16 protein-coding genes and 1 rRNA gene are annotated in these 22,887 nt (G+C 46.1%); 10 read left to right on the plus strand and 7 right to left on the minus strand.

The features are described 5' to 3' along the window. Positions 1-3 precede the first annotated feature (3 nt). Positions 4-115: ribosomal RNA gene (rrf, locus tag FPG75_RS14235) — 5S ribosomal RNA — on the plus strand. A gap of 47 nt (positions 116-162) precedes the next feature. Here rrf and FPG75_RS14240 read toward each other — a convergent pair. The 3 genes from FPG75_RS14240 to FPG75_RS14250 form a co-directional block, all read right to left on the minus strand. Beyond that, positions 163-981 (minus strand): hypothetical protein, encoded by an 819-nt coding sequence (locus tag FPG75_RS14240; protein WP_143307539.1) that lies wholly within the window; start codon positions 979-981, stop codon positions 163-165. Positions 982-1,004: 23 nt separating this feature from the next. Next, on the minus strand, positions 1,005-2,030 hold the full coding sequence (locus tag FPG75_RS14245; RefSeq protein ID WP_143307540.1) for a LacI family DNA-binding transcriptional regulator: 1,026 nt from the start codon (positions 2,028-2,030) through the stop codon (positions 1,005-1,007). Between the two features lie 136 nt (positions 2,031-2,166). Beyond that, on the minus strand, positions 2,167-4,731 hold the full coding sequence (locus FPG75_RS14250) for a zinc-dependent metalloprotease (protein ID WP_143307541.1): 2,565 nt from the start codon (positions 4,729-4,731) through the stop codon (positions 2,167-2,169). Between the two features lie 747 nt (positions 4,732-5,478). Between FPG75_RS14250 and FPG75_RS14255 the strand changes: the two genes are divergently transcribed. The 9 genes from FPG75_RS14255 to FPG75_RS14295 all read left to right on the plus strand — a co-directional run bounded on the left by FPG75_RS14255 (position 5,479) and on the right by FPG75_RS14295 (position 17,081). Beyond that, positions 5,479-6,333 carry a MotA/TolQ/ExbB proton channel family protein gene (locus tag FPG75_RS14255; RefSeq protein ID WP_143307542.1) on the plus strand — a complete coding sequence of 285 codons (855 nt, stop codon included), beginning with the start codon at positions 5,479-5,481 and terminating at the stop codon, positions 6,331-6,333. A gap of 73 nt (positions 6,334-6,406) precedes the next feature. Beyond that, on the plus strand, positions 6,407-7,054 hold the full coding sequence (locus FPG75_RS14260; RefSeq protein WP_262712058.1) for an ExbD/TolR family protein: 648 nt from the start codon (positions 6,407-6,409) through the stop codon (positions 7,052-7,054). A 65-nt stretch (positions 7,055-7,119) separates the two neighbouring features. After that, positions 7,120-7,710 (plus strand): ExbD/TolR family protein, encoded by a 591-nt coding sequence (locus tag FPG75_RS14265; protein ID WP_143307544.1) that lies wholly within the window; start codon positions 7,120-7,122, stop codon positions 7,708-7,710. A gap of 52 nt (positions 7,711-7,762) precedes the next feature. Continuing rightward, on the plus strand, positions 7,763-8,599 hold the full coding sequence (locus FPG75_RS14270) for an energy transducer TonB (protein WP_143307545.1): 837 nt from the start codon (positions 7,763-7,765) through the stop codon (positions 8,597-8,599). Positions 8,600-8,708: 109 nt separating this feature from the next. Then, positions 8,709-10,091: a tRNA uridine-5-carboxymethylaminomethyl(34) synthesis GTPase MnmE gene (gene mnmE / locus FPG75_RS14275; protein ID WP_143307546.1), complete on the plus strand. Its 1,383-nt coding sequence runs from the start codon at positions 8,709-8,711 to the stop codon at positions 10,089-10,091. Positions 10,092-10,602: 511 nt separating this feature from the next. Beyond that, the gene (locus FPG75_RS14280) at positions 10,603-13,938 is read left to right on the plus strand and encodes a SusC/RagA family TonB-linked outer membrane protein (RefSeq protein ID WP_143307547.1); all 3,336 of its coding nucleotides are present in this window, start codon (positions 10,603-10,605) and stop codon (positions 13,936-13,938) included. A gap of 11 nt (positions 13,939-13,949) precedes the next feature. Continuing rightward, positions 13,950-15,935, plus strand: a complete 1,986-nt coding sequence (locus FPG75_RS14285) for a SusD/RagB family nutrient-binding outer membrane lipoprotein (protein WP_143307548.1) — start codon at positions 13,950-13,952, stop codon at positions 15,933-15,935. Positions 15,936-16,034: 99 nt separating this feature from the next. After that, entirely contained in the window at positions 16,035-16,604 is a 570-nt protein-coding gene (locus FPG75_RS14290) for a Crp/Fnr family transcriptional regulator (RefSeq protein WP_143307549.1), read from the plus strand. 60 nt (positions 16,605-16,664) lie between these two features. Further along, a complete protein-coding gene (locus tag FPG75_RS14295) occupies positions 16,665-17,081 on the plus strand; it encodes an LIC_13387 family protein (protein ID WP_143307550.1) in 417 nt (138 codons plus the stop codon). A 39-nt stretch (positions 17,082-17,120) separates the two neighbouring features. Here the strand turns inward: FPG75_RS14295 and FPG75_RS14300 are convergent, their stop codons facing one another. The 4 genes from FPG75_RS14300 to FPG75_RS14315 form a co-directional block, all read right to left on the minus strand. Further along, a complete protein-coding gene (locus FPG75_RS14300; RefSeq protein ID WP_143307551.1) occupies positions 17,121-19,703 on the minus strand; it encodes a bifunctional YncE family protein/alkaline phosphatase family protein in 2,583 nt (860 codons plus the stop codon). A 208-nt stretch (positions 19,704-19,911) separates the two neighbouring features. Beyond that, complete coding sequence (locus FPG75_RS14305) at positions 19,912-20,796, minus strand: DUF6438 domain-containing protein (RefSeq protein ID WP_143307552.1); 885 nt, start codon at positions 20,794-20,796, stop codon at positions 19,912-19,914. An 87-nt stretch (positions 20,797-20,883) separates the two neighbouring features. Continuing rightward, the gene (locus tag FPG75_RS14310; RefSeq protein WP_143307553.1) at positions 20,884-21,882 is read right to left on the minus strand and encodes an endo alpha-1,4 polygalactosaminidase; all 999 of its coding nucleotides are present in this window, start codon (positions 21,880-21,882) and stop codon (positions 20,884-20,886) included. A 76-nt stretch (positions 21,883-21,958) separates the two neighbouring features. Beyond that, entirely contained in the window at positions 21,959-22,783 is an 825-nt protein-coding gene (locus tag FPG75_RS14315; RefSeq protein WP_143307554.1) for an NmrA family NAD(P)-binding protein, read from the minus strand. Positions 22,784-22,887 lie beyond the last annotated feature (104 nt).

A 22,887-nucleotide genomic window follows, 5' to 3' on the forward strand; every position in this document is an offset into this window, starting at 1 on the left:
TCTTATGGTGGTTTTGCCGAGGGTGTTCACCTCTTCCCATTCCGAACAGAGAAGTTAAGCCCCTCATGGCCGATGGTACTGCACCACAATGCGGGAGAGTAGGTAGCTGCCATATTTATTTGAAAAGCCTTAGTGTGATAAACACTAAGGCTTTTTTTATTTTTATCTCTTCTTCCTGAAATCATCATACCAGTGGCCAATATCAAACGCCGCTCCCAACCCCACCGCCACCGGCTGGAAATATTCATTGGTCTTGTAGTTGCTGTTGTTGTACGCATTATCATCCATCACCACAGAAAATAATACCTGCATCTGGAATTTCACATATTTATACCCCGCACGGAAGGTAAACGCAGGCTCATAGAAAGCTACCGGTTTATCATTGATGCGCGAAAAATTCTCCTTACTGGCGGCATCATTCTGAAAGGCTTTCGGACCGATGTACATGTTGTAAAAATTCACAAATGAAAAACGGCTCGTGAATGCCGCTTCAAACACAGGATGCACAAAACCTATGCTCGGCTGTATGAACACTTTACTGAAATGATTGCGTAGCAAATAATCATTCTCTACGGCGCCGGCAGTAGTACTGTAGTTTTTATCCAGCGTTCTGAAACCGCCGCCACCATAGCCTGCAAATACATCCAGCACCATCCGCTTCTTTGCATCCAATGGCTTGAAATAGCCCACTGCGCCTTCGATCACGCCACCGCGGGTATCATTGTCGAGAAACAAATCGTTGTTGTTATTGGAACCCTTATCGAAGTTATAACGGTACACGTACTGACCATTGGCCATGATGGCAATGTTATTGGTAAGCGCAAATGCCGTTTGCAGATTGGTGGGAGAAATACTTCCCTTGAACTCATATTTCTCTTTTAACAAGGGGACGTTCGCGGTATTCGGAACATAAATATGTTTGCTACAGGAGGAGATGCCGGCAGCCAATAAGAGCAGCCCGGCCCAGTGTTGAGTTTTCATAAAGTTGCAGGTTATTTAAAATGCTATTTTATTGTAGATTCCCGCAGGATCAGCTCTACAGGGAATACATAATTCCGGGTCACTTTCACGCTTTCATCCTGATTGATGAGCTGAACAATGGTTTCCACTGCCTTCTGTCCCATATTATATCCGGATTGTTCGATCGTAGTTAAGGAAGGAGATATAATGCGGGAAGACAGATCGTTGGAATAGCCTACCACTTTGATTTTGCCGGGAACATCGATCTTTCTCTTACGGGCTTCCTGGATGAAAGCCACTGCGGAGCTATCGTTCGCGGCAAAGAGGCCATCGGGCAGGTGATCGCTTTCAAATATCTGATGGGCCGCCTGCGTTGCGGCGTCCATTGTGAGGTTATGCACATATACGAGGCTTTCATCATAGGGTATCTTGTATTTTGCCAGCGCTTCCTTGTAGCCTGCCAGCCGCTGCTGGTAAAGGTTACAGGTGAGCACACCAGAGAAGTGCGCGATGCGGCGGCATCCTTGTTTGATCAGGTGTTCCGTAGCCAGGAATCCACCTTTGAAATCATCTCCGGTGATCGTATATCCCTGGAAATCCGTTGGTACGCGGTCATAAAACACCAGCGGGATATTGTTCTTGATAAAAGGATTGAAATGATCAAAATTGCTGGTGAACATAGAAGCCACTGCCAGCAAGCCATCCACACGGAGTGAATAGAATGTGTGCACCAGTTCCTTCTCCATCGCTACTGTTTCGTCCGACTGCCCGATCACGATGCTGAAGCCATATTTGTGCGCCTCATGCTGAATACCGCTGATGGCGGTACTCTGAAAGTACATCGAGGTACGTGGTACGATCAGGCCGATGATGTTCGAGCGTTTCTTGCGCAAGCTGGAAGCGATCCAGTTAGGCACATAGCCCATCTTTTCCGCTGTTTCCTGCACCTTTACCCTCGTTTCTTCATTGATGAGAGGATTGTTCTGTAAAGCGCGTGATACCGTGGATGCAGACAAATTCAGCGAATGAGCAATATCGTAAATCGTTACTTTGTTGGTGCGATCTTTCACTTTTGAGGTCCCGTGGTTTTAATTATGAAGCGATATTAAGCATTTTCCCGAAAATATGGAATAACATACGCTGAAAGCAAATACCCCTTTCCAGGCAGTCCGGAAAGGGGTATTTGCTTTCGTATATGCGTTACAGTTATTTCGGATCCAGCGCTTTGCTGATCCGGGCGATCAGGTCCTGGATATGATAGCGTGTCATTGCATCCGCGCTGGTAGCGCCACGTAGCTCTGTTCTCAGGGCTACGAGTTGCGCACGGCCCAGGCCAGCGGCGTCGGATCTGGAAGCATTGGCAGGCGCTCCGCCCATCATCACCGCAACAGGGTTTGCGGGGGCAGGCGGTGCAACCAGTTCAGCGAGATTATCTACGTATATGCGTTGGAGGTTCCTCCGGTATATATCTACTGGCTGATGTGCATAGATATCGGAGAAGATACTTTTCTTCAGATCATTCAGCATATCTGTTGCCTGGTAAGCGTTGGCGCCCAGGGCTGTTTCACCGGCGATCAGTTTATTGATGGTGTTTACGCTCATGAGCCTGTCCAGCACAGGTTCCTGGCGGGAGAGTATGATGGAAGGACCATCCGCACCGATGCGGGAGAAGATATCCTGATCCAGTAACCACTTGGGAGTAGTGAACAATTGCTGCGTGAGGAATTGCATCGCTTCTTTTTGTGTGGCTTTAGGTACAAATTCATACACTGCGCCGCTTTGTTCTACGGTTTTCGGTGTTTCATAAATACCACCGATATTTTTAGCCACGTGGCCCATGTAGCGGCCATATTGGCCTACTACTTCTTTATATAGTTCGCCGAGGGTGGCATATCCTTCGTTGGGTTCGCGGGTCCAGGTTTGCAGGTTGGGGATGATACGTTGCAGGTTCTTGATACCGTAGGCGCCGGCTTTCATGGCATTGTCGCCCAGGTCTTCGTTCTGCGATCTTGGATCATCCGGATTGCTTTCTGTACCGAACCAGAACTTTTTATCTTTCAGTTTTTCCACTACCCATTTGTTCAGTGTTGCTTTTTCAGCGGTAGCGTCGTGATATTCTGGAAGCAGTTTGTAGCCCCATTCGATGGCCCATTTATCATAGTAGTTGATACGGGGATAGAGGTCGGCGCCGGTGATACCATCTTCTGGTTGCGCCACGTAGTTGAATCGTGCGTAATCCATGATGGAGGCGGCGTGGCCGTTCTTCTTCACCCATTCTTTATCGCGTAATTTTTCGACAGGATAAGTTGAGCTGGAGCCGAAGTTATGGCGCAAGCCGAGTGTATGACCTACTTCATGAGAAGATACGAAGCGGATCAGTTCACCCATCAGTTCATCGCTGAACTGCATGTTGCGCGCGCGTGGATCGTTCGGTGCGCATTGTACGAAATACCAGTTGCGCAGCAGGTGCATCACGTTGTGATACCAGTTGATATGGCTTTCCAGGATTTCGCCGGAGCGGGGATCATGGATGTGCGGGCCGCTGGCATTGGGTATTTCAGAGGGTTTGTATACGATGGCAGAGAAGCGCGCATCTTCGATAGACCAGGTAGAATCTTCTTCTTTGGTAGGCGCCATTTTAGCGATGATGGCGTTTTTGAAGCCAGCTTGTTCGAAGGCCGATTGCCAGTCGTTCACGCCCTGGATCAGGTATTTGCGCCATTTGGCGGGCGTAGCGGGATCGATGTAAAAAACGATCGGTTTTTTAGGTTCTACGAGTTCGCCGCGTTTATATTTTTCCATGTCTTCCGGTTTGGGTTCGAGGCGCCAGCGGGTGATCATGGAGAGTTTTTTCACGCCTTGCGGATCAGCGTCGAAATCAGTGACAGAGGTGGTGAAGAAACCTACGCGCGGATCGAAGTAGCGGGGCTGCATGGGTACTGCGGGAAGCAGCACCAGCGAGCTGTTGAGCTCTACGGTAGCATTGCCGCCGCCGGGAGAAGGAGGCATACCGGGCATGCCGGGACCGCCGCTTTTGCTATAGGTTTTCACCGTTTTGATTTCGGTGTTGAGCGGATATGATCTGATGTCGGAGACGTAGGATTTATCGGGTTGATAGCCGCCGAGTTTGAGCATGGTTTTCAGCTGAGCATCGAAGAAGAGGATATCATTATCCCCGCCGATAAAATCGGTGAGATCGATGACGCTGCCTTTATTATCTTTTGAGAACGCTTTGATATCGAACGCAGCAACGATGGGTTGCAGGTTGGAGTTCATAACGGCGTTGAACATGGGCTGGGTGGAATCTTTCGATACTTCCGAGTAGGAAATATTCCGGAGGAAGATGCGGTTGTTGGGGCCTTTTTCGAAGCGGATCACATTTTCGTTGATCAGGTCGCCGCTGAAGCCTTGCATCTGGAAACGCAGTCCTGCTGCGGATTTGGAGAGGCGGTTGACAACCAGCACATCTCTTCCGAGGAGGGAGTCGCTGATCTCGAAGAAGAAGCGATCGTCCTGTTTGTAGACATTGAACAGGCCGGAGTCGGCTTTGGCTTTGTCGGTGATCACTTCGGCGAAAGGTTTTACGGCGGGTTTAGGGCCGGGTTTGATCATGGGGCCTTTGCCGGTGGTATCTTTCGCGGCGGTGGTGGGTGGAGGTGTGGCGTCGTTGTGTTTTTTCTTTTGTGCGAGTGCGGTGTAATGGGTGGCAGCACTGATGCACAGGGCGCTGGCGAGGGCCAGTGCCGCTTTGTTTGATCGTGTTTTGCTCATGTTGGTATTAGTTGGTTTTATGCGTATAGACGGATGTATTTTTTTATGAAGGTTGCAAGTAAGTGTATAATGTATTAATTTATCAGGAAAATCCACGAGCGCATTAAAGTGCGTAAGAATGGAAAAAAGGAATGTTAAAAAATGTTAATGCCGTTTTAACAATAATTGTCATGGCAACTCTTTTATGTAATCATTTATTGTTATAGTATATTTTATGGTTATATAGGGTGTGAAGATGATTGCCGCGATGGTATTGTATTCCGAGTTGATGTGCGGTCGGATTTTAGGATGACAGGTTGCCGGGAGCAATTGGCGTCGGCGCAAACTGTTGACTGGCGCGGGAAGAAATAAGTTCCGGGAATTGTAAGATTTCTGTTGGAACATTTGAAAATTTTCTTAAATTGTGCGTCCAACTTTGAAAAAAAATCAATCTATTTCAAGTTTAGGGACAGTGGCTTCAGTTGTAGGAACAGTAAAATATTGGTTTATTTGCTAATGTAAGTGTGTGCTCAATCAAAAAACGGAGAGGTTTAAAAGCCCTGTGGTGGGGCTTTTACGTGTGAAGGTTAATTTTTGTGGGTTTTTTTGAGCTGCACTTGTTTTTTTAAACCAACCTTATAACTTTGCGAATCACTGATTAAAGAGTAAATTGAGTGCTGCAAAGCATTCCACAGGACAACAAAACGTAGTATTTAGTAACTTCTAACAAACAATAGTTTAATTTTTAACACTAAAATTTCAATCAACATGGCTGAGACTAAAACAACTGTGACTGCAGCTACTGCTAAGGCTTCTTCTCATCAACCTAAAAAGTCATCCAATCTGTTTGCCGCATTGGCTGTACCTATCTGTTTAGTGATTGGTTTCATCATCTTCTTCTTCGTACTGGGTAATCCTGCGAACTTTGAAGGTAACAATCCTAACGGACATCCGGTTGCAGAAGGTATGGGTCACTGGTTTGGAACTGTTTACAAAGGTGGTTATGTGGTACCGGTGCTGATCTCCGTACTGCTGATCTGTCTCACTTTCGTAATTGAGCGTTTCCTGTACCTGGCTAAAGCAAAAGGTAAATTCAGCGGTTCTGAGCTGGTACGTAAAGTACAGTATCACCTGGCTAACAAAAATATTGATGCTGCGCTGGCTGAGTGTGACAAACAAAAAGGTTCTGTAGGTAATGTACTGAAAGCAGGTCTGAAAAAGTACAAAGAAATGGTGTCTAATTCAGAGCTGGATACAGAACAGAAGATCCTCACTATCAAAAACGAAATCGAAGAAACAACTGCACTGGAACTGCCGATGATGGAAAAGAACCTCGTGTTCCTGTCTACTATCGCATCAGTAGCTACCCTGCTGGGTCTGTTCGGTACAGTATTAGGTATGATCAAGGCGTTCTCCGCGATGTCAAACGCAGGTGCTCCTGATTCTTCCCAGCTGGCACTTGGTATCTCTGAGGCCCTGATCAACACTGCACTGGGTATCGGTACTTCTGCTATCGCTATCATCATGTACAACTACTTTACTACTAACATCGATAGCATCACTTACGCTATTGACGAGTCTGGCTTTACTTTAACACAGAGCTTCGCTGCTAACCACAAATAATTTTGTGGAAACGCCGCGGTTTTGAATCTTATTAAAGTAAACCATAAAAAAAGTAAAGATGCCAAAAGTTAAAATGCCAAGGAAAAGCACGCTTGTTGACATGACAGCAATGTGTGATGTGGCTTTTCTGCTATTAACTTTCTTCATGCTGGCAACTAAGTTCAAACCGGACGAGCCGGTAAGCGTAGTAACTCCATCGTCTATCAACACCGCCCTTTTGCCTGATTCTGATGTGCTGTTGTTTACAGTAGATAAAGACGGCAGGGTGTTCTTCAGCATGGACGGCCAGCCTAAAAGAAGGAAGCTGATTGAGGATCTGAATACTCAATTCAAGCTGAATCTGGATCAGAAAGAAATTCAGAACTTTGTAGTAGGCGCCAGTGTTGGCACTCCTATCAAGGACCTGAAAACCTATCTTTCCTTGACTCCCGACCAGCGTAAAAAATCTGGTCTTGATAAAGGTATTCCTACTGACTCTGCAAATAACGAGTTAGCTACCTGGATCGAGTATGGCAACGCAGCACAGGGTGGTCAGTTTTCAAAACTGAAATACTGTATCAAAGCTGATAATGCTACACCGTATCCCAAGATCAAAGAAATTCTGGATACTTTCAAAAAGAAACATATTCAGAAGATCAACCTGGTTACCAACCTGAAAGCTGCTCCTCCAGGCACTGCTGCTTACGAGGAAATGAATGCTACGGTACCCAAGAAAAAGTAAATGGCAGCAATTGACTTCCTGACCTGGAAGGCTGTCGATTCTGAAACTAAAAAAAACATACTACTATGGCAGAAATGGATACCAGTAGTAGTGGTGGGAAAGGGAAGAAACACGGTGGGACGAAATCGAAAAAACACTCCACCCGTGTAGACATGACACCAATGGTGGATCTGGGTTTCCTCCTGATTACCTTCTTCATGCTTACCACTACCATGGCCAAGCCCAAAACAATGGACCTGATCATGCCAAAAGATACGAAGGATGAGAAAGAGCAGAATAAAGTAAAAGAAAGTACTGCACTGACCATTCTTCTTGGTAAAGGAAACAGAGTATATTACTACGAAGGTTTGGCACAAGACCCGAATGCATCTGCCAACCCTGACTTCTTCAAAGCTACCAGCTTTGCCAATAAAGGAGGTATCAGGGATGAGATCATCAAGAAAAGGGACGATGTTGCTAAACTGAGGAATGCAAAAGGCGAACCTGAAGACGTGGTGATAATCATTAAAGCAGATGACGATGCTACTTACGCAAACTTTGTAGACATCCTCGATGAAATGGCTATCAACCGTATTCAACGTTACGCAACTGTAGATATCAGTGATCAGGACAAAATCTGGATCAAACAAACTGAAGCTGCAAACGGCGTTAAATAGTCTAAGGAATTAAACGAAATTTTTGCATCCATCATAAAACAATTGACTAACAATGGATTCTTCAAAAATCTTAAAGTCCGATTTTCTTGATATCCTGTTTGACGGCAGGAATAAGGATTATGGGGCTTACGATCTGAGAAAGCATTATGATAAACGTGTGCGGAACTCTATCCTGGGTACTGCAGCTCTGTTCGTAGTGCTGCTCGGTGGCTACCTGGTTTCAAACTGGGTGAGGGCATCTGAAGGTGAAAACACCAAGAAGCCTATCATCCAGGAGATCAAGATGGAAGACGTGAAGTTGCCGGATGATCCGAAAACTCCGCCTCCACCGCCTCCTCCGCCGGCACCACCCCCGCCGGTAAAACCGTCAGTACAATTCACTCCTCCGGTAATCAAAAAAGATAATGAAGTACCACCAGATGAGGAGCCACCTAAACACGAGGATATTAAAGATAAATCTATCAGTACTAAAACTGTAGAAGGTGATCCGAACGGTATCGACGCCGGACTGCTGGAAGACAGTAAAGGTACAGGTGTGGTAGAAGCGCCTCCAGCGCCTGCCAAAGAAGAGATCTTTACCTTCGTAGAGCAACCTCCAACCTTCCCTGGTGGTGAGGAAGCCCTGAACAAGTACCTCAGCAAAAACATCCGTTACCCGCGCGTAGCACAGGAAAACGGTATCTCCGGCACTGTATTCGTACAGTTCATCGTAGACTCTGAAGGTAATATTAAAGATGTTAAAACAGTGGGCGCCGCAAAAGGCGGCGGTCTGGAAGAAGAAGCTGTACGCGTGGTGAAAACCATGCCTCGTTGGAAAGCTGGTAAGCAGAACGGCCGCCAGGTTTCTGTACAGTTCAACCTCCCGATCCGCTTTACGCTGCAGGAGTAGTACTGTAATCATATTTGATAGTCATCATCCCCGTCCGGGCTCACGCCAGGACGGGGATTTTGATTTTATAGCATACCTTTGCAAATCGGTAATTCCAATATAAACAGGCATGCTGGGAAAATTAACAGGGTTTGACGATACGATCGTGGCAGTGGCCACAGCGCCAGGAGTAGGCGCCATTGCAGTGATCAGGCTGAGTGGCGGCAAGGCATTTGATATTTGTAATGCCCTGTTCCCCTCCAAGGACCTGTCCCGCCAGGCCAGTCATACCTTGCATTTTGGCAGCATTGTATCAGAAGGACGCGTGATCGATGAGGTAGTGGTCAGTCTTTTTAAAGGCCCGCGTTCTTATACCGGGGAAGATGTGATTGAGCTGTCGTGCCACGGTTCTCCGTATATCCAGCAACAGTTGATCGATGCTACCATCAAGGCCGGCGCCAGGCTGGCCAAGCCGGGAGAGTTCACCCAGCGCGCTTTCCTGAACGGTAAACTGGATCTCACACAAGCTGAATCTGTGGCAGACCTTATCGCCAGTAACTCCGCCGCTTCTCACCAAACAGCTATGCAGCAAATGCGCGGCGGCTTTTCCCGCGAATTGCATACGCTCCGTGAACAGCTCATTACTTTTTCTGCATTGATAGAACTGGAACTGGACTTCAGCCAGGAAGATGTGGAGTTTGCTGACCGTACCCGCCTCTATGAGCTGGTGAGCTCCGCTACATCTGTACTGCAACATCTCATCGATTCTTTCCGCATGGGCAATGTGATCAAGAATGGCGTGAATACTGCCATTGTAGGCAAGCCCAATGCCGGTAAATCTACCTTGCTGAATACATTGCTCAACGAGAACAGGGCCATTGTGAGCGATATCGCCGGTACCACCCGTGATACTATTGAAGAAGTGCTCAATATAGACGGTATTCTCTTCCGCCTGATAGATACCGCCGGCATCCGCGAAAGCGCTGATACCATCGAAAGTATTGGTGTACAGAAAACTATGGAAAAGATCAAAGAAGCAGGCGTAGTGGTTTATCTCTTTGATGTGAACGAACTAACGGCAACGGATATACGTAATCAGATCGATGCATTTGAACAGGATCAGGTGAATTACCTGTTGGTAGGCAACAAAACCGATGTTACCGGCGAAGCCGCCATCCGTGAGCGTTTCAAAGATATCCCGGGCATTCTCTTCATCTCTGCAAAAAATCATTCACATATACAGGACCTCAAAGATAGGCTGGTGCATAAAGTGATCTCCGGCGATATCAATACAGAAGATACGATCATCACCAATGCCCGCCACCATGCTGCCTTGCAGGAAGTGCTCAAATCCTTACAGGATGTAAAACATGGTATGGATAACGGCTTGCCCGGAGACCTGCTGGCACTGGACATCCGCAGGTGCCTGCATTACCTGGGAGAGATCACTGGTGAAGTGACGAATGAAGACAGGCTGGATTATATTTTTAGTAAGTTTTGTATCGGGAAGTAACAACTTCCTGATGATCCTATTTTGATAAAAAGTAATTCTATATTGATCTTTCGCTAAAAAAAATGCTAAAAAATTGTGAAGCCTGAAAAAGTTTATATAGGTTTGAAAATATAAGAAGAGCATTGGAGACGGGTAGCTAAATCGTTTAATCATTTAGGTATTTGTCAGGAGCAGAATCACCTACAACATTTTATTCCTAAACTTTAAAATCCAACCAGGATCAATAACAATCACAAGAAACTTCTTTTATCCATTTTGGGCACTCAACCTAGTCATTCACTTAGTAGCCAGACTGTTTCATCACATCGGCTTCCTGTTATAAAGTAGCGTCGGCGACCGGTGATGTCCGAGCAGGACACCTTTACTCCATTTTAATTAATCCATGTTTTTGTGTTATAAAATAGCGCAATAGCTGCGGCTTTTGCCAAAACGTATCGACCAAAATAATAAGCATCAGTACCGTTTAGTAATATTCCATTCGTAACACTTCAATTTTTAAAATTTAAAAACGATGCAGTCAACCAAAAGATGTCTTTTGCTTTTTATGCTCTTCTGCATAGGGAGCATGTTTGCCTATGGGCAAGAGAAAATGACGGTTTCAGGTACCATCAAGGACGCAAATGGCAATGGCCTTGAAGGAGCTACCGTGAGTGAAAAAAGCACATCCAACTGGGTGCCCACAGGCAAGGGCGGTAGCTTTACCCTCCACGTAAAACCAGATGCAAAACTGGTGATCTCTTATGTTGGATTTATCACCAAAGAAGTGCCGGCCACCGCTTCTATGCAGATAACGCTGGAAGCGAATATCCGGACCGCTGAAGAAGTAGTTGTGACAGCCCTCGGTATCAAAAAACAATCCAAGGCATTAGGCTATGCGGTATCCAAAATAGATAATGACAGGATTATGGCCAGTGGCACGCCTACGAATGCTTTACAGGCGCTCTACGGCGCTGCACCCGGCGTACAGGTAGCCGCCACGGCAGCCGGCCCGTCTGCTGGTATGAAGATCAACATTCGTAATGCCGTGTCTTTTGACCAGAACTCATCCACTCGTCCGCTGATCGTAGTAGATGGCGTGCCCATTCACGACCAGAATACCCAAATGGGATTTGGCGCTACGGATCGTGATAATGGAACAGGTATTAACGATATCAACCCTGACGACATCGCTTCTATGGAAATTTTGAAAGGAGCTAAAGCATCTGTGCTATATGGTAGTGAAGGCGCCAATGGCGTTGTGCTCATCACCACCAAAAGCGGTACAAAAGGTAAAGGTCTGGGAGTGGCAGCTTCTTTTACCACATCATGGGATCGCGCAGCATTCCTTCCTAAATTACAGAACGAGTATGGAACAGGCTCCAGTCCTAGTAACCCGAGGAATGATGCCCAGGGATATTATATTGATGCGAATGGAAAGAGAGCGCTGGCAACTACTTTGGGAGACGGTTTTGGCGCAGCTGCATTCGGGCCGAAATTCGACCCGAGCGTGAAGCTCTTGTGGTGGGATGGCGTAGAAAGACCATGGCAGGCGCAAACCAAAAATATCTATAATGATCTTTACCAAACCGGGCATCAAAACACCACAAATGTGGCTTTAACCGGAGGAAATGATCAGGGACAGATCCGTTTTTCATACACTAACATGAGTATGACCCCGATCAGGCCAGGTTCAGATTATAACAAAAATACGTTTAGCCTTAATACCTCCTACAAGTTAAACAATAACATCACTCTTAAATACACCGGTAACTTCTATATCTCTAAAAACCTGAATGCCGCCAACCTGAGCACCATGAACGGAGAAGGCCAGCAGGCAGAGATCGGGGCATTTAGCGCTGATATCAATGTAGGCCTGATAAAGTCGCATTTGGTAACGCCCGACGGATATAATTACTTTGCCAACCCAAGCCAAAGGAATTTGATCTCTAATGGCAGAAAGGGTGTTGTAGGTTATCTCTGGGATCAACTCGAGAATCAATCTATCTTTACAAGATTGCATAATATCCAGTCATTATCTGCTGATATAAAACTCACCAATATCTTCAGCGCCACATTAATGGGTGGTATAGATTACAGCACTGAGCGGAATGAATATAAGGGCAGATTATTAGACCCACAGTTGATAGGACCTAATAGCGGCTTCATGTACAGCGATGTAACGAATACGTACAAGAACACCTATGGTCAAGGTATGCTGAACTTCAATACCAAAGTAAATGCTGATTTTGATCTGTCTGGTTTTGTGGGTGGAGTGATCAGAAAAAATTATACAGAAGGGAAAGGCGCTTCTGTGAATGGTTACGGACAACTTGTTATTCCCAACTATTTCTCATTTAATAATTTGCCTTTAGGCGTACAGCCTCAGTACCAGTTTGCAAACGGGCAGGATATGTTATACAGCTTGCTGGGGTCCGCTCAACTGGCATGGAGAAACCAGGTGTATATAGAAGCCCAGGCCAGGCAAGACTGGTCATCTATCCTGCCGCCAGGTCATAACAGTTATTTCTATCCTGGTGTGAGCGCAGCGTGGATATTAAGTGAGAGCCTGAAACTGCCGGCGGTATTTGATTATGCCAAAGTAAGGGCATCATGGGCCGATGTGGGCCGTCCGGGACCACGTTATTTCAGTAATGTGAACTATACTTCTTCTCAAACCGGCGGCGGCTATGTGCTTACTCCTCCGTCCGATCTTCCTCCGATGGATGCTAATGGCTACCCCAATCTGAAGCCTGAACGTAAACGTGAATTTGAAGTAGGCTTTGAAACTTACCTGCTGCAAAACAGAAGAATTGGCGTAGACTTCTCCTATTACAAATCAAACATCTACGACCAGATCATGGCGGTAGCTGCACCTCCGGGAATGGGTGTTAAAAATATCCGCATGAACGCTGGTAACGTGATGAACAAAGGATGGGAGCTGGCAATTAAAACCAAACCGATCTTAACGAAGGATTTTGAATGGGATGTGAACCTGATGTTTGCACACGGTAAAACTTATGTTGAAAAACTGGATGGCAAACTGCAATCCCTCACCTTGTGGACCGCCTTCGGCGCCGTGAATGCAGTGGCTAATGTTGGCCAGGAATATGGTCAGCTTTACCTCACTAAATCCACCTATACTTACAACAATCCTAATGACGCACATGATCCAAACAATGGAAAGAGAGTGGTTAATGCTGCTGGTTCTGCCTATGACTATAAAAGCGCTGCCAAGTTGATCGGCAAAACAATTCCTGATGTAACGGGAGGATTTTTCACTTCCTTCTCTTACAAAAAGATACGCCTGATTGCAAATATCGACTACCAGTTTGGCGCCACTTTCCTGTCTGGTTCAGAAACCTATATGATGGCTGCCGGTGCATTAAAAGAATCATTGAAATATAGAGACGAGGCTCATGGCGGCGCTGCTTATTATTTAGATGCAAACTCCAAAAAAGTTGCTGGTACAAACCCCAATGGCGGACCCACCTTCCACGACGGTGTAATATTGGATGGTGTTAGCGCTGATGGTAAACCGAATACCAAAGTAGTTTCTGCTGATAATTACTATTACGATTCTTATTTTTCCAATGGCTTCTTCCCTGAAGACAGGATCTTTAAAAGCGACTACGTAGCACTGCGTAATATCGCCATTGACTACACCGTAGGCTCAAAGCTGCCTCAAAAGATCCATATGAGCAGCCTGGTAATATCTGTTTTTGCAAACAATGTGGCCTACCTCTACAAAGCTGCTCCCAATGCAGTACCTGAATCAACCAATGGAACAGGCTGGGGCGTTGGTTCCTATGGAACAACGGCCTTACCCTCACAACGTTCAATAGGTATTTCTATCAAAACTAAATTCTAAAAGCAACTAAGATGAAATACATAAAATTAAAATCATTTTTCTTGCTTACGGTGTTGCTATCTTCAGTAGCATGTAAGAAGAAACTGGACGACTTATATCAAAACCCTGATGGCTATTCAAAAGAAATGGCTGACAAGTCTGGCGTAAGCGTTATTGCGGGATTCTTCACCTCACAGCTAACCCAGGGTTTCTTCCTCAGCGGCGATTATGGTTCCGTTTATCACCAGGTAAGAAGCGGCGACAGGATCATGGCAAATGCCATTCAGATCTATCATGTGACCGCAGAAGGAAGTTCGCATACGCTCGCAGATGTAGAGCACGACTGGGGTACAGGCGGTTTCAATGAATCTGTTTTTAACTTTGTTAATACACAATGGATCACGCCAATCCTGTGGGCGCAACGTGAATACAATAACACGCCGCAAGCTAAAAGGACTAACCTGGATAGCCTGTATATCACCCTGATGCATGTTTTAAAAGGCTATGCCTACCAAAGGGCCACTGATATGTACGATAAGATTCCTTATATAGAAACAGGTTCAGCAGGCGGGCTCGATGGCGTTAAAGCAAAATACCTCGGCCAATCAGACATCTATCCTAAAATACTCAGTGATTTCAAAAGTGCCGAAGCAGCGCTCACAACACTGACGCTTACCGCTACCCAGCAGGCAGCATTCAGCCAGCAAGACATTCTCTTTGGCGGAAACGTCGTGAAATGGCGCAAGTATATTAATTCATTAAGGCTGCGTTGTGCCATGAACGTAAGCGAAGTAATGCCTGAACTTACCAGGCAGGTACTGGCCGACTTACAAGGCAAGCCTTTACTGACAGACTATAACGACGTGGCCGGCGTAGCCGACATAGCTGTTATAGCGCTTAATCGTATCTGTAATGAACTGGGCATTACGCGTGCTTTCAGGGAAAGAGCAGATGATTGCCGCGCAGGAAAAAAATTCCTGCAAGATGTGATGTACTGCCAACCTACCGTAGGCAGCAAAATGGTAAACGGACAAACCTTGTACTATTTCAGCGGTGATAATTCCGCAACAGGTTTACTGGATGGTACCGTTGACCCGCGTGTTGCTTATATATTCGCTCCCGACTGGAGTGGCAGATACCTTGGCGTTGATACAAAATGGGACGGCAATACAGATCAGAATAGCTATTTAAACAAAGTTTTACGTGGCTTCTACATCAACGATCCTATCCTGACTGATATCTCAAAAACAACCTTTTATTATGGCGTCAATAATAGCCAGTCGATTGTGTTGGATGCTGCATCAAAAGCAGATCTGAGTAAACGTGAGGCATTCCTGTTAAATACCCTTCGCAGCAGAGTGGCCAATTACGACGACAATGGTTGGAACGTAGGTACAGAAAACAATCTGGTTGCCGAGTACAATGTACGCGCACAATTCAACTTTGCATTGAAATATCCCACCATTCATGCAGTTGAAACAGAGCTTTCCCTGGCAGAAGCAGCAGTAAGAGGTTTCGGTCAATTGAATGGCGCTGCCCGTGATCACTACAAGAATGCGATCATCTTGTCCTGCAAATATTGGTATGAGCTGAATAACTCTAATCAATATTCCAAAACAACTTTGCCGGCTATGCCCACAACGATGGACAATTCGAGAATCAATGCCCGGCCGGCAATGGAATATAACGCAAGCGCTTTTGCAGAGAATGCGGCTCAGAAATTTGACGCAATGTCAAGCACACAAAAAGTTCAGGCAATTTTTAATCAACTTCAGTTGCACTACAATATGTTGAACTTTGAAGTGCCATATACCGCTGCCCGCAGATTAATTAAATACCTGGGCACCAATCCGGCTTCTATGTATGAAAGGTTCAAATGGAAAGAAAGAATGACCTACCCAAGTAGCGTGCAGGCTTCCGATCCGGAAGGCTGGTCGATTATCAGTCCTTCAAACAATCCGGACCTCCCTGTGTGGTTTACTGGTCGTACTACCAAATGGAAGAATGCATTGGAATAGGCATCCCCAGTTTTAAAAACATATAAAAGACAACAATAGGGCCGCCATCGCGCGGCCTTATTGTTTTTAGTGCTATCTTGAGGCGCAATATGGTGAGCTATGCAATTGATGCATGAATTGCTGCGAAAGCAAGTAGATATCTCTGATGAAGATTGGTTATTGTTTTCTTCACGTTTTGAACAGAAAATTTATCCTGCAAAAACTTTTTATCTGAAGGCGGGAGAAACCGAAAATTACCTGTCGTTTGTTGATCGCGGGTTATTGCGATTTTATGTAGAAGGTAAAGATGGCAACGAAACCACGGTCGGCTTTTCATTTGAAGGTTGGTTTATGAGCGTGTTCAGTTCCTTTTATACGCGCAAGCCTTCGATGTACTATGGCGAAACCCTTACTGAGACTCACATCTGGCGCATGCATTACGATGATCTGCAGGAAATGTTTGAGCGGTTAAAAGTAGTAGAAAGAATAGGACGGCTGGCTACTGAGCAGATGCTTTTATTAAAATCTGAAAGGGAACTTTCTCTTCTTACAAAATCCGCTGAAGAACGCTACCTCGATCTCTTCAACATCGCTCCTCACTTATTGCGGCAGGTGCCGCTGAAATACCTCGCTTCCTACATTGGCGTTACGCCCCAGGCGCTGAGCAGGATCCGGAAGCGGATTTCTTAACCCAGGTTCATTTACGGGAGGATGTTTGTCTGCTAATTTTGCAGGAAATATATCAACAATATGATCGCTCAATATCTTTGGGAAACAGGTTCCGCCATTATTGGACTGATGGGCCTTTCTCACCTTCGTGTTACACTGGGAACCGATAAATTATCGCCACGGGATGAAAAACTGATAGGAGAAATGAAAAATACTTCGCTGCTGTTTTCAGATAAACTGATGCTATGGAAATCATGGATAGGATTTAACGCTACACATAGCAGCGGCGCTGTTTTTATCGGGATCGCGAACTTTTACCTGGCACTGTGCTGCTTTACGTTTTTGAGGTCCAGTCAATTTTTGCTTTTGTTGACGATACTTGCCATGGGGTTTTATGTGTGGGTAGCGTGGAAGTATTGGCTTAAAGTGGTGATGATAATGTTGAGTGTGGCCTGGGCTTGTTTTATCCTTTCTTATATCATGATATTGATGATGTAGAAAACCGTCCCGAAAAATATTTTCAGGACGGTTTTTTTCTTAGTCGTTATCTTTTTCGGCTTTGGCATCCAGCTTCAGGCCGAGGGCTTTCAGACCCTTTTGATGTGCGCCGAAATACGCTCTGGGAAAGGGTTTGTCGCCATGTATGGTGGACCATACATATTCGCTGAATAACAAAGCGTCTTTATCAATCAGGTCGGGTTTGGAGAAATCCATTTTCTGTGTCATGGGCGCTAACCTGGCGGTGGTTTTGCTTTTGATCTGATCTTTGCGTGGATTCAGTTCATTGATCGCAATGGTTGGCGTTTGAGCGGTATAGGCGGTATAATCAGGCTGTTGTTGAAAGCATGTCGTCATTAACGGCGCGGCGGCCACCATTTGGTTCATGGGCTGTACGCCGAATATGTGGCAAATGGTATGCAGTACCGATGATTGGTTGTAGAAGTTACTAACAATCGAATCATGCTTCGCATAAGGGCTGGCAATCAAACAGAGGGAGCGGTGCCCGTCTACGTGATCTGTACCGCTTTGCGGATCATCTTCATTGATGAATACTGCCATATCTTTCCAGAAAGAACTTTTTGAAAGCGCTTCCACCACTCTGCCTGTTGCCCAGTCGTTGTCCGTTACATAGGCGCGGGGAGTGGGCGTTTCTTCACTATATCCGCTGGTATGGTCGTTGGGTAAGTAAACGATCATAAATTCAGGCAGGTTGCCGGCTGCTTCGTATTCCTTCAGTGCGTTGATAAATACATCTGCTCTCACCTGGTCTGTAATATTCATGTTCCAGCCCGGGTAACGCAGGTCGCTGTATTTTTCGAGACTCTTCATGGCGTACGAACATTTAAACCGGGCGGAGTCATTTTTATTTTTCCAGGCGTTATATACGTCTGTCCAGGTTTTTCCTTTGGTTATTTCGGCAAGATCTGTTTCTCCAAAGTTTCTGAAGGAGATGCCTTTACGCAGCAGGTGATTCCAGATGAAACCGCAGCCTGCGTAAGAGAGCGGGTCGGTGCCGAAATCATAGGCGCAATGCCCGTTTGAAAAATCTTTTTCGTGGTAAGGCGTGGTAATGCCCTGGATCGCCCATTGGTGGCCGTCGCTGGAGTTAACGCCATTGCAATAGTAGTTATCCAGCAGTACAAATTGTTTCGCCAGTTCGTGGGTGTTGGGAGTGATCGTTTTCCCAAATTCAACCAGTTTGGGATCGCAGTTACCTTTGCCGAAATCACCCAGTACCTGGTCAAATTTTTTATTCTCTTTAATAATATATACAACGTGTTTGATGGAAGATGGTTCTCCGAGATGATCGGGGATGGGCTTGGGTTTCACGCTGGCCTGGCTCATGGCTTGCGCCCGCAGCAGTTCTATGAAATGAAACCCTTTTCTGGCTTCAGTTGTATAGCTCTCTACTTCGGTTGGACTATGGGGAAGCGCTACTTTCTGGATCTCTCCTTTCAGGGCAGTAACGTTTCCAATAAATAAATTATTTCCGCCAACGGCGATCGTTCCGGGAAAGCCTCCTGCTGCGATGAAGCCATAGGGCGCCTTTTGCGGGTGTTTCGGATCTATAAGCGCGATAGAATTATTGCCGGCGTTGGCGGCCAGCAGTGTTTTGCCGTCGGCGCTGAATGCGAGGGCCGTTGTAAGGCTGCCATAGGGAAGAGAAGGATCGGGCTTGGTATTAATGGTATGTACAACTTTCAAGGTCTTTACGTCTATCACACTGATGCCATCGCCGCTATCATCTGTTACATAGAGTAATTTACCGTCGGGAGAGAGGGTCATGGATTCCGGGTGGATGCGGGTGGCGATCTCTGTCATCTTTTTTCCTGACTGGATATCGATGACTGTCACAGAACCCCGCAGCGCTACAGAGCGGTCATCTACCGCCACATCTGTTCCTGCTGATGCTTCTGTTCTGTCGCCTTTTTGCGGGTGCGGTCCTCCGAAATTGCTCACAAATGCGAGTTTTTTATCTTTACTGATCACGACCGCGTAAGGACAAACACCTACTGGTATCGTATTTAATAATTTACCTTTTGAAAGATCTACTACTGCAATTTCGTTGGTGATGGCAAGCGCTACAAGGGCGATATTATTGTTGCATAAGCCAATACCGAGGGGATTGGTGTTTTTATTATGTATAGACAGATCGATTTTCTTCGTCAGCGTAAATGTGCCGTTGCTGCCCACATTGCCCACATATAAATTCTTCTGCAGGCCGGTGAAATAAATGGTAGAATCGTTGTCGCCCACCGCCAGCCCATTCATCGAGCCTGATTCTTTATCCTGATAGGCAAACGCATTCAGCGTTTTGAAATCTTTAGCATCGATGAAAGACAGCTGACTATTGGTTTTGGCAATGAGTACCTGCTGTTGTTGGGCAAGTTCCAGGTTCAATACCCTGGTGCCTTTTTTTAAGTTGAGGCTTTGCCCTGCGGGTGTTAGCAACTGGCCATTGGGCAATAATTTATCTCCTGCTAAAAATTTATCCCGGTTAGTTTCAACGGGTTTCCTGATATCCTTGTGTGGCTCCGCATTTTGTGCCTGCAGGCTTTGAGCGGCCAATAGCGCGCAGACAAAAGTATTTTTTAGAGAAAAAAGCGGTCTTGACTTCATAATATATATATGCTAAACATGAATTAATATATATTAAAAGTACGGCGGCTGGTTCAATCTTAAAAATGAACATATGGTTAATTTGTGTGGGCAAAGAAAATTGGCAGCCTGCATGCCGCTGAGAGGGGCCTAATATGCTACGGAAGTATTTTATTTCGAAAGCTGCTTTCTGTGATATTTTTTTGAGGCTGAGGGAAGCCCAGTGCATTTAATGGGTGGCGACCCATTTCTGCGATGTTCTCAAACCGTCTATGAATTGATACAATGCTCTCAGGCCGAATGTTCCCCGCTTTCCATAATCACGGATAGATTTTTTCTTGCCGTCTTCAAACACTATTTTTAGATAAACGGTGGGAGAGTCGGTTGACTTGATGCTATAATTGTCGTGTAGTGAGCGAATGTGGATATAATTTATCAGCTCCATCAGCTCCTGGTAGGAATGTTCGTCGATTACGCCACTGAAGTAACCGGATTCTTCTGTAAAAATTCCGGCGTTATATTTTGCTTTACGGTTGCTGTGTATCGTCATATTGTATTCCGGACAAACGCCGAAGCAAGTGGTGGTGGTTAAGCGAATCGACTTTATTTTATATTTGGCAGGAGCGGCGGTATATTCAATGAAATGACCGAATTGATACACCATGGTGTCTATACGATTTGCATACAGGGAGTCGGAATAATTTAGGCTGAGGAGTTTCTTTAGTGAGGTGTCGGGTGTCTCTTTCAGATAATATTCGAACTGTGGCTTCAGCGCTTTTTTCAGCAGCAGGCGTTTGGCCGTATCGGAGCTGTCGATCTGTTGGAGTTTATATATAAAATTGAAGTCAGGAGGAGAGAGACGTTGAACCTGATAACCATCCTTGCCCTTGTCCATCACGATGGTGAGCGGGTTTCCCTTGATCAGCAGATCGGTGAGCTTATTACCATCTAAATCTATCTTGATAAAGGATGCGGTAGTGTCATCATTGAGGTGGTAGCCCAGCGTATTTATGAATTGTATTGCCTCTTTGATCGTCTGAAGGCTATCTATTTTATTGGAAAAACCTGCTACAGATACCAGCAGAAATACAATTAGCAATAGGGATGATTTCATAAACCGGTGGATTTACCGGATAAAAGATAATCTTTTTTGTGGATAAAAGAAATGCCGGAGAAGCCCTTCTCCTCCGGCATTTCAGTTTTATTTCTCTTCCCAATATCCTGATCCGTCTACGGGATCGAGATAGGTGCCGTCGAATCCTGCGTCGAGGATCTTTTGCGTATAGGCGTCGGCGTTACCATAGATCAATTTTTTCCATTCAGGCATCCAGTAGCGGACGTAGAAGTTGCCCTCCCAGTAGGGATCGAGTTGTTCGAGCCATTCGGGCGGGTTACTTTTCCAGTCGCTATGCCAGTACCAGCGGTATTGCTCCGCCTGGCCGATGCTCATATAGGCCAGCACCAGGCGTTTGGCGCCATTCTTTTTTACTTTCAAGGAATTGATAACGGCCTTTGACCAGGGCAAACGATTGTCTTGCGAAAAAGCGTCGATGACCAGCACATCATAGTTGGTGGCTTTCAGCGAGGCGAGGAATTTGGTATCATCACCGGCATTGATGTAATAGAGGAAATTCTTTGCATCCGCCAGGGTGTTGATGTTGTTGGTATTTTCGTTGTAAGGCGCTCCTGCCGGGACATTGCTCAGCTGGCGTTTGGTGGCGGCAAAAGAAATGAAACCGTACTTGTTGTTCGTTTGGTAGGAGTCCGTAATCTTTGCCGGCGTGGTACAGTAGTCGGTGGCCATTACTTGCAGGCCGTTGGTTTTGGCGAGCTTGCAAAGACTTAACCATTCATTTTTTACGTCGGCAGGTGTGGCCATGTCGTCATTGTTGTCATAACCATACAACAGTTCTTCTCTTCCGATGCCATTGAGTGCTTTCACATAGGCGCTTACTACGCTGTCGGTAGCGCTGCCGCCTGTGGTAAGTAGCTCGGAGCTGTTTTGCGCCACCACAATGAAATTGGGCTGCTGTGTACGTGCCCAGGCGCTGATATCCTGTATGAAGGTGCGCAGTTCCTGGCGGTAGTTGATGCCTTCTGTTTGCAGGTGTTCTTTTACTTTTTTGATGCTGATCTGTTCTGGCTTGCCGCAGGATGTGAAGAGGATCACAGCTGCCATGGCCGAAAAATAATGCCGCATGGTTCTTCGGTTTTCGGTTTAGAGGATAATGGGTTTTTCCGGAAATAAGACGTGAGGATCCTCATTTCCCCCTATATTATCCCCATACGCCTGTTGCGGCTGTTGTGCGTGCGTAGTCGGCGAAGTCGCGGGGAGCCCGGCCCAACGCGCGTTGTACGCCATCGGTCAGTTTTTCATTCCTGCCATCCAGCACTTCTGTGAAGAGATAGCTTACCAGCCAGATAAAATCTTCCGGAATACCATATTCATGGAGCATGTCTTTATATTCTTCCATGGTGATGGAATGAAACTGGATGTCTTTGCCGGTTGCTTTTGATATCTCTGCCACAGCTTCTGCGAATGTGATAAGGCGAGGACCAGTGAGTTCGTATAACTGGCCATCATGGCCTGTTTCCGTCAGGGAGGCTACAGCTACATCAGCGATATCGTTAACATCCAGGAAAGGCTCTTTCACATCGCTGACAGGGAGCGCTACATGGCCTGCCTGCACAGACTCGAAGAACGGACCTTCGCTGAAGTTCTGTGAAAACCAGGAGCAACGCAGGATGGTCCAGGCCAGGCCGCTTTGTTGTACAAGGGCTTCACATGCCTGCGCTTCATGTTCTCCACGGCCTGATAACAAAACTATTTTTTTTACGCCGATTTTTTTAGCGGCTGTGATGAATACGCGGATCGTATCAATAGCGCCAGGAACGCAGAGATCGGGCTGATAGGAGAGATATACCGCATTGATGCCATCCAGTGCGGCGGCCCAGGTAGATTGATCTTCCCAATCAAAAGGTGGATTGGCGCCACGGGAGCCGATCCTCACGGGCCATCCTTTTTGTGTGAGTTGCTGTGCAATTCTGCTACCTGTTTTGCCGGTGCCGCCTAATACGAGTACAGTGTTATTTGCTTTCATGGTGTTGAATTTTACTCAAAACTATGACGCGGCAAAGCGGGAAAATAGAACAAAACCGACAGCGGGAGACCAGAGCGATTTTTTCTCGCAAAGACGCAAAGAAG

The organism is Chitinophaga vietnamensis (assembly GCF_902167635.1).
Taxonomy (GTDB): Bacteria; Bacteroidota; Bacteroidia; order Chitinophagales; family Chitinophagaceae; genus Chitinophaga; species Chitinophaga vietnamensis.

Excerpts from the sequence above, each read along its gene's own strand:
- FPG75_RS14240 (WP_143307539.1), bottom strand. The coding sequence starts at position 981 with ATGAAAACTCAACACTGGGCCGGGCTGCTCTTATTGGCTGCCGGCATC.
- FPG75_RS14265 (WP_143307544.1), top strand. The coding sequence starts at position 7,120 with ATGGCAGAAATGGATACCAGTAGTAGTGGTGGGAAAGGGAAGAAACAC.
- FPG75_RS14280 (WP_143307547.1), top strand. The coding sequence starts at position 10,603 with ATGCAGTCAACCAAAAGATGTCTTTTGCTTTTTATGCTCTTCTGCATA.
- FPG75_RS14250 (WP_143307541.1), bottom strand. The coding sequence starts at position 4,731 with ATGAGCAAAACACGATCAAACAAAGCGGCACTGGCCCTCGCCAGCGCC.
- FPG75_RS14270 (WP_143307545.1), top strand. The coding sequence starts at position 7,763 with ATGGATTCTTCAAAAATCTTAAAGTCCGATTTTCTTGATATCCTGTTT.
- FPG75_RS14295 (WP_143307550.1), top strand. The coding sequence starts at position 16,665 with ATGATCGCTCAATATCTTTGGGAAACAGGTTCCGCCATTATTGGACTG.
- FPG75_RS14310 (WP_143307553.1), bottom strand. The coding sequence starts at position 21,882 with ATGCGGCATTATTTTTCGGCCATGGCAGCTGTGATCCTCTTCACATCC.
- mnmE (WP_143307546.1), top strand. The coding sequence starts at position 8,709 with ATGCTGGGAAAATTAACAGGGTTTGACGATACGATCGTGGCAGTGGCC.
- FPG75_RS14285 (WP_143307548.1), top strand. The coding sequence starts at position 13,950 with ATGAAATACATAAAATTAAAATCATTTTTCTTGCTTACGGTGTTGCTA.
- FPG75_RS14315 (WP_143307554.1), bottom strand. The coding sequence starts at position 22,783 with ATGAAAGCAAATAACACTGTACTCGTATTAGGCGGCACCGGCAAAACA.
- FPG75_RS14300 (WP_143307551.1), bottom strand. The coding sequence starts at position 19,703 with ATGAAGTCAAGACCGCTTTTTTCTCTAAAAAATACTTTTGTCTGCGCG.
- FPG75_RS14255 (WP_143307542.1), top strand. The coding sequence starts at position 5,479 with ATGGCTGAGACTAAAACAACTGTGACTGCAGCTACTGCTAAGGCTTCT.
- FPG75_RS14290 (WP_143307549.1), top strand. The coding sequence starts at position 16,035 with ATGCAATTGATGCATGAATTGCTGCGAAAGCAAGTAGATATCTCTGAT.
- FPG75_RS14260 (WP_262712058.1), top strand. The coding sequence starts at position 6,407 with ATGCCAAGGAAAAGCACGCTTGTTGACATGACAGCAATGTGTGATGTG.
- FPG75_RS14305 (WP_143307552.1), bottom strand. The coding sequence starts at position 20,796 with ATGAAATCATCCCTATTGCTAATTGTATTTCTGCTGGTATCTGTAGCA.